The organism is Actinomadura formosensis (assembly GCF_050948385.1).
Lineage (GTDB): Bacteria > Actinomycetota > Actinomycetes > Streptosporangiales > Streptosporangiaceae > Spirillospora > Spirillospora formosensis.
The window spans coordinates 4,721,570-4,738,693 of record NZ_CP192011.1 but is presented as its reverse complement, the minus strand read 5'-3'; the positions used below and the strand labels follow the sequence as shown (position 1 = coordinate 4,738,693).

Below are 17,124 nucleotides of genomic sequence, written 5' to 3'. Positions count from 1 at the left end.
TCCCACAGGAAGAGCAACTCGATGAGTTACCCTCAGCAGGGCCAGGGCCAGCAGTACCAGCAGCAGGGCGGCCACGCGCCGGTCCCCGCGCAGCAGCAGGCTCCCGCCGCCGCCGCCGGCGCCGGCTACAACATGAAGCGCCGCAACCCGGCCGGCGCCTGGCTCGGCCTCCCCATGATCACCTTCGGCATCTACGGCCTGGTCTGGTTCTTCAAGGTCCACACCGAACTGCACCAGTACGACCGCCGCATCGACGACGCCGCCACCAACGCGCTGCTGTCCATGCTCTTCGGCGGCATCACCCTCGGCATCTGGCCGCTGATCATGTGGGTCAAGCTCGGCGGCCGCATCGCCGAGGCCCAGCGCGCCGCCGGCCTGCAGCCGAGCTGCAGCGGCGGCATGGGCTTCCTGCTCGGCATCTTCGGCTTCGGCGTGCTGTACTACCAGCTCCAGCTGAACAAGGTCATCGACCGTTACGGTGACACCCCGGCCGGCCAGCAGGTCTCCCTGGCCGCCTGATCACCACCGGGGGCTACGGCCCTGGCCCCGCTGAAGATCACGCCGAACCCCTCCGCGCATCACCCGTCGCGGAGGGGTTCGGCGCGTCCGGAGCCGCGGTTTCGTCCGAGGTCGGCGTCACAATGAGCCCGTGAGAACAGCGGTGGCCGTGGGGCCGGGCACGGGGGGAGTGCTGCGGACGCTCGCCGAGGACGGGACGCCCGCGGCCCCCGCGCGTGCGGTGCCCGACCTGGTCGCGGCGATCGACGGCCAGGAGCGGGCCGACGCGCCGCGCTGGGTGTGGCCGTCCACGGCGCGGCTCTACCCGCGGTTGCTCGACGCGGGTGTCCGGGTGGCCCGCTGCCATGACCTTGAGCTGGCGGAGAACCTGCTGCTCGGCCATGCCGGCCGCCACGGGGAGCCCCGCTCGGTGCGGGCGGCGTGGGCGCGGCTGCGCGGCGAACCCGTCCCGCCCGATCGTCAGCCGCGAGACAGGCCCGCGCAGCCGTCGCTGTTCGGCGACGACGCCGGGCAGGACGAGCCCGCCGACGACATCGAGCAGGTCGTCGCGGTGCACGCCGCCCAGCAGCGCGCCATCGCCGGCCTGGACGGTTTCGCGCTGCTCGCCGCGGCCGAGTCGGCGGGGGCGCTGGTGGCCGCCGAGATGGGGCACGACGGGCTGCCCTGGTCGGCCGAGGAGCACGACGCGCTGCTCACCGAGCTGCTCGGGCCGCGGCCGCCCGGCGGGCTGCGTCCCCGCCGGCTGCAGGACCTCGCCGACCGCATCAGCGCCGCGTTCGGACCCCGCGTGCACGTCAACCCCGACTCCCCGGCGCAGATCCTCAAGGCGTTCGCGGCGGCGGGGCTGCCGATCCCGTCCACCCGCGCGCACGTCCTCAAGCGGCTCGACCACCCCGCCGTCCCGCTGCTGCTGGAGTACAAGGAGCTGTCGCGGCTGCACACCGCGCACGGCTGGACGTGGCTCGACACGTGGGTGAGCGGTGGCCGGTTCCGCCCCGAGTACGTGGTCGGCGGCGTGGTGTCCGGACGCTGGGCGACGAGCGGCGGCGGCGCGCTGCAGATCCCGCGCGTGCTGCGCCGGGCCGTCGTCGCCGATCCCGGCTGGTCGCTCGTCGTCGCGGACGCCGCGCAGCTCGAACCCCGCGTGCTCGCCGCGCTCGCCGGGGACCGCGCGTTCACCGAGGCCGCCGCGCACGGCGACCTGTACGCGGCCCTGTCCGACGCGTTCACCGGCGACGGTGACGGCGGGCTGACCGCACGCGCCAAGGCCAAACTCGCCCTGCTCTCCGCCATGTACGGGGGAGGGACGGGTGAGGCGGTGCAACTGCTCGCGGTCCTGAAGAACCGGTTCCCGGACGCGTTCGGCTACGTGGAGGCCGCCGCGCGGGCGGGGGAGAGCGGCCGGCTCGTCCGGTCCCGGCTGGGCCGCACCTGCCCGCCGCCGTCGGCCGGGTGGCGCGAGCTGACCTCGGCGGGCGACGGCGACACGCCGCCCGGCTCCCAGCAGGGCACGGCGGCGCGGGCGCTGCGCAGCCGGGGCAGGTTCACCCGCAACTTCGTCGTGCAGGCGACGGCCGCCGACTGGGCGCTCGCCCTGCTCGGCTCGCTGCGCCGCCGCCTCACCGTGCTCACCTTCCCCCGTCTTGTGTTCTTCCAGCATGACGAGGTCATCGTGCACACCCCGGCCGAGCTGGCCGGGGACGTCGCCGCCGCCGTGCTCGCCGCGGCCGACGAGGCGCGCCGCCTGCTGTTCGGCGACACGCCGGTCGTGTTCCCGATGGAGATCGCCGTCGTCGACCGTTACGCCGACGCCAAGTGAGCCGCGAGCGCGCGGACCGTGTTGGCGGCGGCGAACGCGTGCCCCCGCGCGTTCAGATGAAGCCGGTCACCGCTGTAGACGCCGGGGTCGGCCGCCACCGGGTGGTCGGAGGGGTTGTCGACGTGGCAGGCCCCGAACTCGGCGGCGGGCAGGACGGCCGGGTCCGTCCACTCCGACGGCATCGTCTCGGTCATGGTCATTCTCCTCCGGAGGTGCGGGGCCGGGCGGTCAGCAGCAGGCCCGCGAGCGCCGCGCCGGCGGCGGCGAGCGTGCAGAACAGGTAGACGGCGGTGTAGTCGTCGTGCGCCGCGCGGGCGGGCAGCAGCGCGGCGAGGACGGCGATGCCGAGCGCGCCGCCGAGCTGGCGCGCCGTGGTGTTGAGGCCGGTGGCCCCGGCGAACCGCAGCGGCCCGGCCGACAGCGCGGCGGCCGAGGCGGTGCCGGTGCTGAGCATCCCCATGCCGGTCCCGACGAGGAGGCCGACCGGGAGCCAGAAGGTGACGAAGTGGGGGCCGGCCGGCAGTGCGGCGACCGTCCAGACCCCGGAGACGACCATGATCAGCGCGCCGCCCGTCACCGCGGGACGGACCCCGATGCGGCCGGTGAGGCGGCCCATCACGACCGCCGCCGCGGTGGCGGTGAACGCGCCCGGCGTCGAGGCGAAGCCCGCCTTGAGGATCGAGTAGTGCCATTCGGCCGTCAGGTAGAGCACACCGAGCAGCAGCCATGAGTACAGGGCCGTCCCGTACAGGAACGAGGCGGCGTTGGCGGCGGCGAACGGGCGGTTGCGCCACAGCGAGATCTCCAGCGCGGGCACCGGGTGCCGTGCCGAACGCCACAGCGCGAGCCCGACGAGGACGGCGCCGCCGAGCAGGAGCGCGAGCGTGCGGGCGTCCGTCCAGGACCAGTCGCGGGCCTGGGTCACGCCGAGCGCCACGCCGCCCACGCCGGCGCCGAGCAGGACCGTCCCGGCGAGGTCGGGCAGCCGCCCCGCACCGCCCTTCGCGCGGGGCAGCCGCAGCCCGCCGAGCAGCATCGCCAGGCCGACCGGCACGTTGATGACGAACAGGGAGCGCCAGCCGAACTGGTCCACGAGCACCCCGCCCAGACCGGGGCCGATGGCGGCGGCGAACGCGCCCGCCGCGCTCCACAGCCCGATGGCGCCCGCGCGGCGCTCCGGGGGCGTGTCGTGCAGCAGCAGTGCGAGCGACGCGGGGATCAGCGCGGCGGCGGCGCCGCCCTGCACGCCGCGCGTCGCCAGCAGGACGGGCACGGTCGGGGCGAGCGCGCAGGCCAGCGAGGCGAGCGTGAACAGCCCGGTGCCCCACTGGTACAGCGTCCGCCGCCCGACCAGGTCGGCGAGCCGCCCGGCGGGTGCGAGCAGTGCCGCGAACGGCACCGCGTACAGGGTGATCACCCAGGTCAGGCCGGACAGCGAGCTGCCCGGGAAGTCGGCGTGCAGGTCGGGGACGGCCAGGTTCGCGACGGTCGCGTCGAGCATGGCCAGGAACGTCGCCCCGGCGGCGAGCCAGGGCACGTCCCGCCGCGCGCCGGCCGCGAGGGGCGGTGCCGCGGTGGTCTCGGCGGTCATGGGTCGGGCCTCTCAGAGAAAAATAAACGAACGGTCGTACTTTCTTCTCTGGAGCCCCCGGCCGTCAAGGGGGGTGCCGCATTGACTTTGCACGAACGGTCGTGCACATTAGGGCGCGTGAGCACCGACGGACGGCTCCTCAAAGGCGAGAAGACGCGCAACGTCATCCTCTGCAGGGCCGCCGACATCGCCTCGGCGGAGGGCCTGGAGGGGCTGTCGATCGGCCGGCTGGCCGCCGAGCTGCAGATCAGCAAGAGCGGCGTGTTCACGCACTTCGGCTCCAAGGAGGAACTGCAGCTCGCGACCGTTCGCAAGGCGTCCGGCCTGTTCCGCGAGCACGTCATCGCACCCGCCCTCGCCGTCCCCGCGGGGCTCGGGCGCGTCCGCGCGCTCCTGGACGCCTGGCAGCGCTACCAGCGCGAACCCGTCTTTCCCGGCGGCTGCTTCTTCCACTCCACGATGGCCGAGTTCGACGCGCGTCCCGGCCGGGTCCGGGACGCCATCGCCGCCTCACAGCGCGACTGGGACGCGTTCCTGGAACAGTGCCTCCGCGAGGCGCGGGACCGGGGCGAGATCGACGCGTCCGCCGACGTCCCGCAGCTGGCCTTCGAGCTGGACGCCCTGTGCCGCACGGGCGGAGCCCATGCGCTCCTCCACGACGACCCGTCCTTCCACGACCGCGCCGCGCGGGCCGTGCGGGCCCGCCTGGCCGCCGTCAGCTCGTGACCGTGTACGAGGGACGCGTGTTGAGGGCCTCCACGTCGGAGAACGACGTCCGCTGATAGGCCCCGTTGATGGCGGTCAGCTCCTCGGGGGTCAGGACGTCCTCGATGCAGGAGAACCCCTGCGGGGCGCGCTCGCTGACCATGTGCAGGACGCGGTCCGCGGGCATGTCGCGGCACGCCAGGACGACCGCGTTGGCCGCCTCGCGGCGTTCCCGCTCGTAGCCGAGCAGCCCGGCGGCGGGGTCGGCGGCACTGGCCAGCTCATGCGCCAGGACGCGGGCGTCCAGGACCGCCTGCGACCCGCCGTTGGACCCGATCGGGTACATCGGGTGGGCGGCGTCGCCGAGCAGCGTGACACGGCCGAACGTCCAGCGGCCGAGCGGGTCCCGGTCGACCATCGGGTACTCCAGGATCTGCGCCGTGCCGCGCAGGAGGGCCGGCACGTCCAGCCAGCCGAACGTCCAGCCCGCGAAGTGGGGGAGCACGTCGTCGAGCCGCCCGGTCCGGTTCCAGTCGGCGGTGCCGCCGGGCCGGCCGCCGGCCGCCTCGCCGTTGGGGGACGGCCCCCCGGAGTGCCCGGCCCGGACCATGTTGACCTCGGCCACCCAGTTCAGCAGCGCCCGGCCGTCGCGCTCGGCGCGCCCCGAGATCGGGTAGACGACCACCTTGGCCGCGGTGTTGGTGCCCGCCACCGCCATCGTCCGCCCGGTCAGGAACGGCTCGCCCTCGGTCAGGCCGCGCCACATCCGGATGCCGTTCCACAGCGGCGCCGGCTCGTCCGGGTACAACTGCGCGCGGACGGCGGAGTGCAGACCGTCCGCGCCGACGAGCACATCCGCCGGGACGGTCTCCACGGTGCCGGACGCCCGGTCGAGCAGCCGCGCCCGCACCCGCGTCCCGTCCTGCTCGAAGCCCTCGAAGACGGTGCCGGTGCGGACGGACTTCTCGCCGAGCCGCGCCAGCACCGCCTCCAGCAGCGCCATCTGCAGCTCGCCGCGGTGGATCGAGTACTGCGGCCAGCTGTAGCCGAGCGCCAGCCCGCGCGGCTCGCCCCAGATCCGCCCGCCGAACCGGTCGAAATGGACCATCTCGGCGGTGGGGACGCCGAGGTCGGCCAGTTCCTCGCCGAGCCCCAGCTCGGTCAGCTCGCGCACGGCGTGCGGGAGCAGGTTGATGCCGACGCCGAGCGGCCGCAGCCGGGCGGCGGCCTCGGCGACGAGCACCTCGAACCCGGCCTCGTGCAGGCTTAACGCCGCGGTGAGCCCGCCGATCCCGGCCCCCACGATGAGTACGCGCATGAATTCCCCCTCCGTCCGCCTCCGGTCTCGTCGTCCGCGCGCCCTCCCGGGCCCGGCTAGGTCCCCCGGTCCGCGTCCGCGGGCGCCGCCCCCGCCACCTTCGCCCCGCCCCGGACCAGCCGCCCCACCTCGGCCCGGAGCCGGACGAACTCCGGGTCGCTCCGCGTCCCGATCTGGTCGCGCACGGCCGGCAGCGAGACCGGCAGGTCGGCGTGCACCCGGGCGGGCGACCGGTTCAGCACGACCACCCGGTCACCGACGTAGACGCTCTCGTCGATGTCATGCGTGACCAGCAGGATCGTCATCTTCTCGTTCCGGTGCACCTGCAGGACGAGGTCCTCCAGGTCTTCCCGGGTCTGCGCGTCCACCGAACCGAACGGCTCGTCCATCAGCATCAGCGACGGGCGGTAGGCGAGCGCCCGCGCGATCGACACGCGCTGCTGCATGCCGCCGGACAACTGCCACGGGTACTTGCGTCCCGCGTCCGGGAGCCCGACCGACTCCAGCGCCTCCTGCGCGGCGGCGCGCCGCTCCGCGCGGGACTTGCCGCGCCGGCGCAGCGGCAGCGCCACGTTGTCGCGGACGGTCAGCCAGGGGAACAGCGAGCGGCTGTAGTCCTGGAAGACCACGGCGAGGTCGTCGGGCACCCCGCTGATCGGCGCACCGTTCAGTGTGAGCCTCCCGCCGGTGGGGCGGATCAACCCGGCGGTGCAGCGCAGCAGCGTGGACTTGCCGCAGCCGGACGGGCCGACGATGCTCACCAGCTCACCGTCCGGGACCGTGAGGTCGAGGCCGTCGAGGGCCAGGTGCCCGTCGGCGTAGGAATGGGTGAGGCCGGTTATCTGGAGCATCGCGGCCGCCTTTTCTGTGTGGACGTCGGCAGGATTCGTCGGCGGAAGGGCCGGTCGTCGAAGGGCTCGCCGGCCGCTGGGCGCCGGCGTACCGGGCGACCAGCGGCCATGAGCGAAGGCTCCGTACGCGGGGGGCTGTCGAAGACCTGACCTTTTGATCGGGCGGGGGATGCGGCGCGTTACCGGCTCGCCGCTTCGGAGAGGTCCGCGGCCACGCCGCGGACCAGCCGGCCGACCTCGGCCCGGAGCCGGACGAACTCCGGGTCGCTCCGCGTCCCGATCTGGTCGCGCCCGGCCGGCAGCGTGACGGGCAGTTCCGCCCGGATCCGGCCGGGATCGCGCGCGAGGACGACGACGCGGTCGCCGAGATAGACGCTCTCGTCGATGTCGTGCGTGACGAGCAGGATCGTGACGCCCTCGGACCGGTGCACCCGCAGGACGAGGTCCTCCAGGTCCTCCCGGGTCTGCGCGTCCACCGAGCCGAAGGGCTCGTCCATCAGCAGCAGGGACGGCCGGTAGGCCAGCGCGCGGGCGATGGACACCCGCTGCTGCATGCCGCCGGACAACTGCCACGGGTACTTGCCCGCCGCGTCCCCGAGCCCGACCGACGCCAGCGCCTCGGCGGCCCCGGCCCGCCGCTCGGACCGGCCGAGCCCGCGGCGCCGCAGCGGCAGCGCGACGTTGTCGCGCACCGTGAGCCACGGCATCAGGGAGCGGCTGTAGTCCTGGAACACGACGGCGAGGTCGTCGGGCACACCGGTGACCGGGGTGCCGTTCAGCACGACCTTCCCCTCGCCCGGCGCCATCAGCCCGGCGAGGCAGCGCAGCAGGGTGGACTTCCCGCAGCCGGACGGCCCGACGATCGTGACGAGCTCTCCCTCGCCGACCTCCAGGTCGATGCCCTCCAGCACCCGGTGCGCCCCGTAGGCGTGCCCGAGTCCCGTGATCTCCAGCATCGCGGGTCACCCCTCCAGCGGCTGGTAGGCGGGTGAGTCGTCGGGGGCGACGTCGACGTCGATGATGAACGGGCCGTCGTGGGCGAGCCCCTCGGCCATCGCGGCGTCCAGGTCGGCGGCGCCGGTCACGGACCGGCCGGGGCAGCCGAGGCCGGCCGCCAGCGACACGAAGTCGATGCCGCGGATGTCGGTGCCGGGGACGGTCTCCAGTTCGATCCGGCGGCCGAGCGCCTTGACGGCCCCGTAGCCCCGGTTGTTGAGGACGACCACGGTCATCGGGACGTTGTACTGCGCGGCCGTCCAGAGCCCCTGGACGGAGTACATGATCGAGCCGTCGCCGATGACGCAGACGATGCGCTCACCCGAACCGGCGAGCGCCCGTCCGACCGCGACGGGCAGGCCCCAGCCGAGTGCGCCGCTGCCGGTGGTCAGGAAACCGCCGGACCGGGTGATCGGCAGCCGCGCGTGGAACATCTCCCGGTGGCTCGGGCACTCCTCCACGATGACCGCGTCGGCCGGCATCCTCTCGCGCAGCGTCTCGATGACCAGGGCCGCGTCGATCGGGTCGGTGGCCTGGGGCCTGGCCAGCCGGGGCAGCGGCTCGGGAAGGGGCCGGTCGGCCTTGTCGACGAGTTCGAGCAGCCCGGACACGCCCGCCTCGATCGTGGTGAGGACGCTGGTGCCGACCGGTGCCCACGCCGCCTGCGCGGGATCGCAGTCGAAGTGGAACAGCCGCGTCCCCTCCGGGACGAAGGGGCCCCCGGAGTGCACGTGGTAGGTGAAGATCGGCGCCCCGAGGACGAGGACGACGTCGTGCCCCTCCAGCCGCCCCGCGAGCTGGTCGCGGACGGGCGGCAGGAAACCGCGGAACAGCGCGTGGTCCTCGGGGAATCCGGACCGGCCCGACAGCGGGCTGATCCACACCCGCGCACCGGTCCGCTCCGCCAGGCTCACCACGCCGGGCATGGCGCCCTCGTCGTCCACGCCGGAGCCGACGACGATGGCCGGGTTCGCGGCGTTGTCCAGCGCCTCGGCCACCTCCCGGAGCGCGGCCGGGGAGGCGGCGAAGTCGGCGTGGACCTCGCGGGGCGGGACGGGCTCGGCCGGAGCGTCCCAGTCGTCCTCGGGGACGGACAGGAACACCGGCCCCCGCGGCGGCGTCATCGCGACCCGGTACGCCTCGGCGAGCGCGGCCGGCACGTCCTCGGCGCGCTCGGGCTGCCGGCTCCACTTGACGTAGGGGCGGGGGAACAGCGCCGGCTCGTCGGCACCGAGGAACGGGCGGGTCGGCAGCATCGCCCGGGACTGCTGGCCCGCGACGATGACGACCGGCACCCGGTCGCGGTAGGCGTTGAAGACCGCGCCGAGCGAGTGCCCCACGCCGCCGGCGGAGTGCAGGCTGACCAGGGTCGCGCCGCCGGTGCCGAGGGAGTGCCCGGCGGCCGCCGCGACCGCGACGGTCTCCTGCAGCGCCAGGACGTACCGGAAGTCGGCCGGGAAGCCGCGGAACATCCGCAGCTCGGTCGAGCCCGGATTGCCGAAGAACGTGGTCATCCCCACTGCCCGGCAGAAGTCGAAGAATGCTTCCCGGACGGTGATCTGGGTGGTCATGCGTCAGCCTTTCGCGCCTGCGCGGTGCTTGGCGAGGATCCGCCGCTCCACCGCGAGAAGAATCGTGTTGAACAGGTAGCCGAGAATCCCGAGCAGCACGATCACCGACCAGATGGTCGGCAGGTCGGACTGGCTCTGCGCGTTGGTCAGCTCGAAGCCCAGGCCGTCGGAGGTGCCGGGCAGCAGTTCGGAGAAGACCATCAGGATCAGCGCCAGGGACAGCGCCAGCCGCAGCCCGGCGAAGATCTTCGGCAGTGCGGAGGGGATGATGACGAACCGGAGCCGCTGCACCGCGGAGAGCCGGAACGCCTGGGCGGTGGCCATCTGCACGGGGTCGACGCTGCGCGCACCGTCCGCGGTGTTGAGCAGGATGGGCCAGATCGCGCTGAAGATGATCGAGGCGACCTGCATCTGCGTGCCGAGGTCGAACAGCACGATGAACACCGGCACCAGGGTCGGCGGCGGGATCACGCGGCAGAACTGCAGCAGCGGCTCCAGGTAGGCCAGCGCCTGCTCGGAGCGGCCGAGCGCGAGGCCGAGGAGGACGCCGACCACGACCGAGAGCGCGAGCCCCAGGAACATCCGGCCGAGGCTGGGCATGATCGAGTCGCCCGCCTCGGCGCTGAAGTACAGATGGTTCGCCGGCCCGGACAGCCACATGTCCCGCATCCGCCGGACGATCTGCGACGGCGGCGGGAAGAACGGGCTGTCGGACGCGCGCGTCGCCGCCTCCCAGCCGGCGATCAGGAGCACCAGCGGAAGCAGCCGGTGCAGCAGCCCGCGGGCCGCCCGGCCGGCCGGGCCGCCGCGGCGGGCGGTGCCCGCGCCGAGGGTCGCCGCCGTCACGATGCACCACTCCTCTGTGCCTTGTGCCAGCGGAACACGCGGTTCTCGCCCTGCCCGAGGAGCATGTCGATGAGCAGGCCGAGGCAGCCGGCCCACACCGTCCCGGCGAGGACGTCCAGCGTGCCGCCGGGCACGTTGCCCGCCTGGGCGATGAACATGCCGAGGCCGTCGCCGAAGCCGGACAGGATCTCGGTGCCGACGGCCAGGATGAGCGCGATGGACGCGGCGAGCCGCACGCCGGTCGCGATGAACGGGGCGGCGCTCGGCAGCGACACGCGCAGCAGCACCTGGAACCGGCTGAAGCCGAAGCTGCGCAGCGTGTCCTTCGCCGTCGGGTCGACGTCGTCCAGCCCGTAGACGGTGTTGAACAGGATCGGCCAGGAGGAGGCGTAGACGACGAGCGGGACCTCCATCTTCAGGCCGGAGCCGAGCAGTAGCGCGGCCAGCGGGATGAGGGCCACCGACGGGATCGGGCGCAGGAACTCCACGATGGCCCGGACGGCGGTGTTGACCGCCGGGACGCTGCCGAACAGCAGCCCGAGCGGCACCGCGATCGCGGTGGCGATCAGCAGCCCGAGCGCCCATGCGGTCAGGGTGACGCGCACGTTGAACAGGAAGTCCGGGTCACCGGCCAGTTCGAACGCGCGGGCGGTGATGCTGGACGCGGGGGGCAGATAGGAACGGTCCACAACGCCGGCTCTGCCGAGGATCTCGCTCGCCAGGAACAGGATCGCCACCCCGGCGGCCCCCCGCGCCCACTTTCCGGGACGCGAGAGGCCGCGGGGCGGCGCCGACTCATGAGTCATGAGCTGATCAGCGTCCCGCCGTCACGACGTCGGCTGGAACAGGATCGCCTTCATGTCCGGCTGCTGCTTGAGCAGGCCCTCCTGCTGCATCAGGTCTCCGATCCGCTGCATGCGGGTGACGCTCAGGGAGGTGGGGAAGTCCGGAAGCGTGATGACCGAGGCGACCTGCGCGTCGATCTTGGCGTAGCCGGGCAGCACCTCCTCGACGCGCTTGCGGTCCTGGGAGGCCAGCTTCTGCGCCTTGATGATGGCGCGCTGGAACGCGGCGGCCGTCTTCGGCTTCTTCTTGGCGAACTCCTGCGTGGTCACGTAGCCGCTGATGGGCAGGCCCGTCACCGGCTCGCTGCCGCCGTCGACGGCCACGCGGGCGCCGAGCTTCTTCTCGGTGTCGGAGAGGAAGGGCTCCACGGTGTGGATCGCGTCGACCTGCTTCTTCTGCAGGGCGGTGGCCATCTGCGGGAAGGGCACCTGGACGTACTCGACCTTGGTGGGGTCGACGTTGTTGGCCTTGAGGATCGCGTTCAGCGTCACCGTCTGGATGTTGTTCAGGATGTTGACGGCGATCTTCTTGCCCTCCAGATCCTTCGGGCTCTTGATCTTGGAGTCGGGCATGACCAGCACGTTCATCATGTTCGAGGTGAGCTGGGCACCCTCGGCCAGGATGCTGAGCTTCAGGGCGCCCTTCTCATTGGCCTGGAGGAAGGAGACGTAGTTCGCGCCGGCGATGACGTCCACGCCGCCCTTGGCGAGGGCGGGCAGTGCCTGGATGCTCTGCTGGACGGGGATGACCTTGACGTCCAGGCCCTCGGCTTCGAACAGCTTGGCCTTCTGGGCGACGTAGAGGGCGGCGCCGTCGACCAGCGGCAGCGAGGCCACCTTGACGGTCGTCTCCTCCAGGCCCTTGCCGCCGCCGGAGGAATCGGAATCTCCGCAGCCGGCGACGACCGAGACGGCCAGCGTGACCGCGCTGACCAGCGCTGAAAGACGTAGGGATTGCCGCATCGGGCACTCCTTAACTTGATGGGGAAGCTGCTTCGGCGGGCCCTGGGGGATCGAAGGCATGAGAGCCAGGGGAACGGCCGTAAGCCACGCCACCTGCCACGCCTGAAGATCACCTGCGCCGGGAGCGTATCGCGGACCGCCCGTCATGGGTGGTTTCAGGTCGAATTGTGTGACTCTCTTGTGTCCTTATGGCGGTCGCGGCGGCCAATGGCGCGGCCGGTGCGCCGCGGATGTTCTTCCCGGTGACATGCGGTTTTCGGTGCCGCCGGGACGCCGGAACCACAGGATGGGCCGCGGACCCAATCCATAACGCGTCGAACAAGGATTCCCGCCGAGCCCGCATTCGCCCGCTAATGGGCCGGCGCCGTTTCGGTGACAATCCATTGTCATTCCAATTCGGAGAGTGATCATCGGATACAGATTTGTAGCCGAACAGTGACCGGTCGGTCGCTTGCGTGCCGAGGGCGATCAGCCGCGGTCACCTTCTGGACCCGAGTCATGACGCAGCGTTCGGATGCCGAGAGTGACGGTCCGTGCTCAGCAAATCGGACATGCGGGCATATAGTCATGATCGTGGCATTGGCACATATGGACTCGCATATGGTCCTTTGCGGCCTATCCGTGGATGTGCTGCAATGTCGTGCGCCGGAGGCGGAGATGAGGTCGTATAACCCTTCGCTGCGGCTTAGTCACAGAGAGTGTGGCATTGTGAGGGAGAGGGTGTAAACGGCGGATGCAACCAAGCGACGAAGGTCGCGACCGTCCTCGGCCTGCTGACGTCGAGGTGCAGTCGGACCGTTCGACACGATCAGGTGGCAGACTGAGCCTGCGGAACTGGCGTGTGCCGCAGCGGCTCATCGTGCTGATCCTGGTCCCGACGGTCGCCGCCGTCGTGCTCTCCGGACTGCGCATCTCCGGCTCCCTGAGCGAGGCGCAGACGTATGGGCGCATGGAGCGGATGGCGGAGCTCGGACAGGGGATCACCCGGTTCGTCCAGGAGTTCTCCGCCGAACGGGACCAGGCCATCGAGTACATCGCGGCGGGACGTCCCCGCGCCCTCGTCCCCGGCCTGGAGGCACAGCAGCGCAAGACCGACGCCCTCGTCGGACAGGTGCGCACGGCGGCATCTCGCATCGACGGCTCCTACGGCACCGAGGCCGTCCGCGACGCCACGGCGGTCAGCAGCCGCCTGGACGGGCTCAGGGCGCTGCGCTCCCTCGTCGTCGGCACCAAGGTCCCCGCCTTCGTCGTCCTGCAGAAGTACACGGAGCCCGCCCAGGAACTGGTCGCCGTCCTCGACGGTATCTCCCAGAACGTGGCCGACGACGCCCTCGCGGAGAGCAGCCGCGCGCTGGGCGCTCTCTCCCGCGCCAAGGAGGCGCTCTCCCGGGAGCGCGCCGTACTGCTCATCGGCGCGCGGATGCGGCGCCTGACCCCCCAGGAGCTGAGCGCGCTGACCGCCGCGCGCTCCCAGGAGGACAGTGAGCTCGCGGCCTTCCGCAACTCGGCGTCCCTGGAGCAGAACCAGCGGTTCGAGGACACCGTCGTCGGGACGAAGATCGACCAGGCCCGGGACCTGCGGCAGCGGGTGATCGAGGCGGCGTCCACCAGCGGCGGGCTGCTGCCCACCACGCTCGGCACCGCCCGGTCGGCCAAGGTGATCCGCTCGTCGATGACCGAGATGGTCGACCAGATGCACGTGGTCGAGCAGTACCTCGCCGACGACATCCGGACGCGCAGCGACGAGAGCGGCTCGGCGGCCCGGATCTCCGCGATGACCGACATCGCGGTGGTCGCCGCGCTGCTGATCGTGCTCCTGCTCATCACCGTGGTGATGGCGCGGTCGCTGGTGCGGCCGCTGCGCCGGCTCCAGGCCGGTGCGCTGGAGGTGGCCAACACGCGGCTGCCCGGACTGGTCGACCGGCTCCGCGATCCCGAGGCCGCCGCCGGCGGCATCGAGGTCCGGCCGATCGAGATCGACTCCACCGACGAGATCGGCCAGGTCGCGCGGGCCTTCGACGAGGTCCACCGCGAGGCGGTCCGGCTGGCGGCCGACGAGGCCGTCCTGCGCGGCAACATCAACGCGATGTTCGTCAACCTGTCCCGCCGGAGCCAGTCCCTCATCGAGCGCCAGCTGCGCCTGATCGAGGAGCTGGAGCAGAGCGAACGCGATGAGGAACAGCTCGCCAACCTGTTCCGGCTGGACCACCTCGCCACCCGCATGCGCCGCAACTCTGAGAACCTCCTCGTCCTCGGCGGTCAGGACCAGGTCCGGCGGTGGAACAAGCCGGTGCCGCTGATCGACGTCGTCCGCGCGTCATTGTCCGAGGTTGAGCAGTACGAGCGGGTCGCGCTGCGGGTTCAAGGCGACATGGCGGTCGCGGGTCCCGTGGTCAACGACCTCGTCCACCTGGTGGCCGAGCTGGTGGAGAACGCCACCGCGTTCTCCGCCGAGCACACCAGCGTGACGGTGTCCGGGCAGATGCTCAGCGGTGGCGGCGCCATGCTGCAGATCACCGACAACGGCGTCGGCATGTCGCCCGAGGAGTTGGAGCAGGCCAACTGGCGGCTCGCGAACCCGCCCGTCATCGACTTCTCCGCGGCCCGCCGCATGGGGCTGTTCGTGGTCGGCCGCCTCGCCGTCCGGCACGGCGTCCGGGTCGAGTTGCGCGCCGCCCAGGGCGGCGGCCTCACCGCGTTCGTGGTGCTGCCGGACGCCGCGGTCGTGCCCGGCGAGTCCGGCGGCATCGGCTCCCGCAGCGGCCTCGCCCCGCGCGAGGTCGCCCCTCCCGGGCAGCTCGCCGCGCTGACCACGTCCGCCGCCGACACGTCCGCCGGCATGGGCGGCCACCGGCAGGACGACTACGGCACCGCCGGGCAGCCCATGGGCGCATCGCCCGGCGCCCCGATGAGCGGCGGCAGCGGCTCGCACCCCACGGTCGGGGGCACGGGTTCGCATCCCGCGGTCGGGGGCACCGGCTCGCACCCGACCGTTGGGGGCACCGGTTCGCACCCGGCGGTCGGGGGCACGGGTTCGCACCCGACGGTCGGAGGCACCGGCTCCCACCCCATGGTCGGGGGCACCGGTCCGCTGCGGTCCATCCGCGGCGTCACCGGCCCGCAGCCCGCCATCAACGACAGCGGGCCGACCCCGGTGGGCGGCAATGACACCGGGCCGGCGTCGGTGCCGCCCATCCAGCGGCGCCCGCCGCGGGACCGCCGCCGCGCCGCCGAGGACCCTCACCAGCCCGGCGACCGGCAGCCGACGCGCCGGCCGGGCGAACTGCCCGTCCGTGAACCGGGCGCGAACCTGCCCGGCCGTCCCGCCGGGGACCCGCCGAACGGGCTGTTCCAGCCGCGCGGCGAGCACCCGCGCGACACCGGGGACGGCGGCGGATACCGGCCGGGGCACACCGGGCCGCAGCCCGTCGTGCCGGAGGCTCAGCCGATGGTGCCCGAGCCCGGTGGCGCGCGGCAGATCCCCTGGGAGACCGGGCCGCTGGAGCAGGTCGGCACCGACCCCGCGGCCGCACCGTCCGGCTACGCCGCCGGCCCCCCGCCCGCGTCCATGCCGAGCCCGCCGCAGGACGCCATCGCCGAGCCCGCCGCGCCCCCGCTGGTCGACCGCAAGCCCCCGCCGCGGCGGCCGGAGCGCTCGCCGATCTTCGACGCGATGCAGTCGGAATGGTTCCAGCACAGGTCCGAGGGCACCGCCGCGGAGAACCCGGCGCGCGGCTGGGAGTCGCCCGCGGACGCCGGCTTCCGCGCCGCCGAGGCCGTCCGCCAGCCGGTGGCGAGCAGCCGCACCAAGGCTGGGTTGCCGAAGCGCGTCCCCGGCAAGAACCGGGTGCCGGGCGCGGTGGGGCGCGCGGCGGAGAACCCGCCCCGGCCGGCGCCGGCGCAGGACCGGCCATTGCCAGGCGAGGCCGTCAATGGGCAGGCTGTACCGGGACAGCCTGCGCAGGGGCAAGGCCGGCAGGGCCACGGCCAGTCGGCCGACGTTGTACGCAGCCGCTTCGCGAGCCTGCAGCGCGGCGTCCACCGGGGACGCACCGAGACTCGCGGCTCAAGCACGTCAGGTGAGGTGCCGTCACAGGATGACGGCGAGACAGGAGGCACCCGGTGAGCGGGCAGGATCTGAACTGGTTGGTGACGAACTTCGCGGACCGTGTCGCGAAGGTCGCGCACGCCGTCGTTGTCTCCTCGGACGGATTGCCGATGGCGTACTCGGCGGGCTTCCCGCCCGAGCGTGCGGACCAGTTGTCGGCGATCGCCTCGGGGTTGATGAGCCTGACGCAGGGCGCGGCGAAGATCTTCGACGCGGGCGGGGTGAACCAGACCGTCGTCGAGATGGACCGCGGGCTGCTGTTCGTCATGTCCATCGCGAACGGGTCGGTCTTCGCGGTGCTGGCGGCGCCCGATTGCGACCTCGGGCTGGTGGCCTACGAGATGACGCTGCTGGTGGAGCGGGTGGGACGGGTGCTGACACCCGCGCTGCGCGGCCAGGAGCAGCAGCCGACCTCGGGGCCGTCCGTGTCCGAGATGGGCGCCGGGCCCGCCCGCTATTGACCGTGACTGACTCTGACGGAGGACGGCGAGATGGATCGAGGCAGTTCCTTCGGGGGCGGTCCGGGCGGACCCGGTCCGGGCGGACCCGGGCGCTGGCCGGGTGACCAGGGACGGGCCCCGGCGCAGAGCCGGCCTCCCGAGCCCGAGGAGGGCGAGGCCAGTTCGCTGGTGCGTCCCTACGCGGTGACCGGCGGGCGCACGAAGCCGCGCTACGACCTGGCCATCGAGGCGCTGGTGACCGCTGCGCCGTACCCGCCGCGGGACGTGGCCGTGCTGACCCCGGAGTACCGGGCGATCATGGACCTGTGCCGGTCCGCCCGCTCGGTGGCCGAGGTCTCCGCGCTGCTGCGCCTGCCGCTCGGGGTGGCGCGCGTCCTCGTTGCCGACATGGCCGCCGAGGGGCTGCTGCGCCTGCACCAGTCGCAGCCCTCCACCACCGCCGGCGGACAGCCGGACCTCCGCTTGCTAGAAAGGGTGCTCAGTGGCCTTCGGAAGCTCTGACCAGGTCCCGGCTCCCGGGCCGCGCGGCGG

Annotated in this window: 15 protein-coding genes; 6 read left to right on the top strand and 9 right to left on the bottom strand. The window is 73.0% G+C overall.

Annotated elements, in window-relative coordinates; translation table 11 throughout:
• The first annotated feature begins 21 nt into the window (after positions 1-21).
• Together ACQP1N_RS22360 and ACQP1N_RS22355 are read left to right on the top strand one after the other, a co-directional pair.
• Positions 22-519, top strand: a complete 498-nt coding sequence (locus ACQP1N_RS22360; protein WP_433226427.1) for a DUF4234 domain-containing protein — start codon at positions 22-24, stop codon at positions 517-519.
• A gap of 130 nt (positions 520-649) precedes the next feature.
• Positions 650-2,338 (top strand): bifunctional 3'-5' exonuclease/DNA polymerase, encoded by a 1,689-nt coding sequence (locus ACQP1N_RS22355; protein WP_433226425.1) that lies wholly within the window; start codon positions 650-652, stop codon positions 2,336-2,338.
• On the opposite strand, the gene ACQP1N_RS22350 is transcribed toward ACQP1N_RS22355, so the two are convergent.
• On the bottom strand, positions 2,320-2,532 hold the full coding sequence (locus tag ACQP1N_RS22350; protein ID WP_433226423.1) for a hypothetical protein: 213 nt from the start codon (positions 2,530-2,532) through the stop codon (positions 2,320-2,322). The genes ACQP1N_RS22355 and ACQP1N_RS22350 overlap by 19 nt on opposite strands.
• A 2-nt stretch (positions 2,533-2,534) precedes the next feature.
• Positions 2,535-3,929, bottom strand: a complete 1,395-nt coding sequence (locus ACQP1N_RS22345) for an MFS transporter (protein ID WP_433226421.1) — start codon at positions 3,927-3,929, stop codon at positions 2,535-2,537.
• Between the two features lie 117 nt (positions 3,930-4,046).
• Between ACQP1N_RS22345 and ACQP1N_RS22340 the strand changes: the two genes are divergently transcribed.
• Entirely contained in the window at positions 4,047-4,655 is a 609-nt protein-coding gene (locus ACQP1N_RS22340; RefSeq protein ID WP_433226419.1) for a TetR/AcrR family transcriptional regulator, read from the top strand.
• On the opposite strand, the gene ACQP1N_RS22335 is transcribed toward ACQP1N_RS22340, so the two are convergent.
• The 7 genes from ACQP1N_RS22335 to ACQP1N_RS22305 all read right to left on the bottom strand — a co-directional run bounded on the left by ACQP1N_RS22335 (position 4,645) and on the right by ACQP1N_RS22305 (position 12,024).
• Positions 4,645-5,952 (bottom strand): flavin-dependent oxidoreductase, encoded by a 1,308-nt coding sequence (locus tag ACQP1N_RS22335; RefSeq protein WP_067799606.1) that lies wholly within the window; start codon positions 5,950-5,952, stop codon positions 4,645-4,647. The genes ACQP1N_RS22340 and ACQP1N_RS22335 overlap by 11 nt on opposite strands.
• A 56-nt stretch (positions 5,953-6,008) precedes the next feature.
• Complete coding sequence (locus tag ACQP1N_RS22330; protein WP_433226417.1) at positions 6,009-6,803, bottom strand: ABC transporter ATP-binding protein; 795 nt, start codon at positions 6,801-6,803, stop codon at positions 6,009-6,011.
• Positions 6,804-6,982: 179 nt separating this feature from the next.
• Positions 6,983-7,759, bottom strand: coding sequence for an ABC transporter ATP-binding protein (locus ACQP1N_RS22325; RefSeq protein WP_067799614.1), 777 nt, complete (start codon positions 7,757-7,759; stop codon positions 6,983-6,985).
• Between the two features lie 6 nt (positions 7,760-7,765).
• Positions 7,766-9,370, bottom strand: coding sequence for a benzoylformate decarboxylase (mdlC, locus tag ACQP1N_RS22320; RefSeq protein WP_067799617.1), 1,605 nt, complete (start codon positions 9,368-9,370; stop codon positions 7,766-7,768).
• A gap of 3 nt (positions 9,371-9,373) precedes the next feature.
• Positions 9,374-10,216, bottom strand: coding sequence for an ABC transporter permease (locus tag ACQP1N_RS22315; RefSeq protein WP_067799619.1), 843 nt, complete (start codon positions 10,214-10,216; stop codon positions 9,374-9,376).
• On the bottom strand, positions 10,213-11,022 hold the full coding sequence (locus ACQP1N_RS22310; protein WP_067799622.1) for an ABC transporter permease: 810 nt from the start codon (positions 11,020-11,022) through the stop codon (positions 10,213-10,215). The genes ACQP1N_RS22315 and ACQP1N_RS22310 overlap by 4 nt, the downstream gene beginning before the upstream one ends.
• Positions 11,023-11,043: 21 nt before the next feature.
• Positions 11,044-12,024 (bottom strand): ABC transporter substrate-binding protein, encoded by a 981-nt coding sequence (locus ACQP1N_RS22305; RefSeq protein ID WP_067799625.1) that lies wholly within the window; start codon positions 12,022-12,024, stop codon positions 11,044-11,046.
• Between the two features lie 841 nt (positions 12,025-12,865).
• Between ACQP1N_RS22305 and ACQP1N_RS22300 the strand changes: the two genes are divergently transcribed.
• Genes ACQP1N_RS22300 through ACQP1N_RS22290 form a run of 3 tightly spaced genes read left to right on the top strand, consistent with a single transcriptional unit; the run spans position 12,866 to position 17,094 of the window.
• A complete protein-coding gene (locus ACQP1N_RS22300; protein WP_207394102.1) occupies positions 12,866-16,150 on the top strand; it encodes a nitrate- and nitrite sensing domain-containing protein in 3,285 nt (1,094 codons plus the stop codon).
• Positions 16,147-16,593 (top strand): roadblock/LC7 domain-containing protein, encoded by a 447-nt coding sequence (locus ACQP1N_RS22295; protein ID WP_067799628.1) that lies wholly within the window; start codon positions 16,147-16,149, stop codon positions 16,591-16,593. The genes ACQP1N_RS22300 and ACQP1N_RS22295 overlap by 4 nt, the downstream gene beginning before the upstream one ends.
• A gap of 30 nt (positions 16,594-16,623) precedes the next feature.
• Positions 16,624-17,094 (top strand): DUF742 domain-containing protein, encoded by a 471-nt coding sequence (locus ACQP1N_RS22290; RefSeq protein ID WP_084263022.1) that lies wholly within the window; start codon positions 16,624-16,626, stop codon positions 17,092-17,094.
• Positions 17,095-17,124 lie beyond the last annotated feature (30 nt).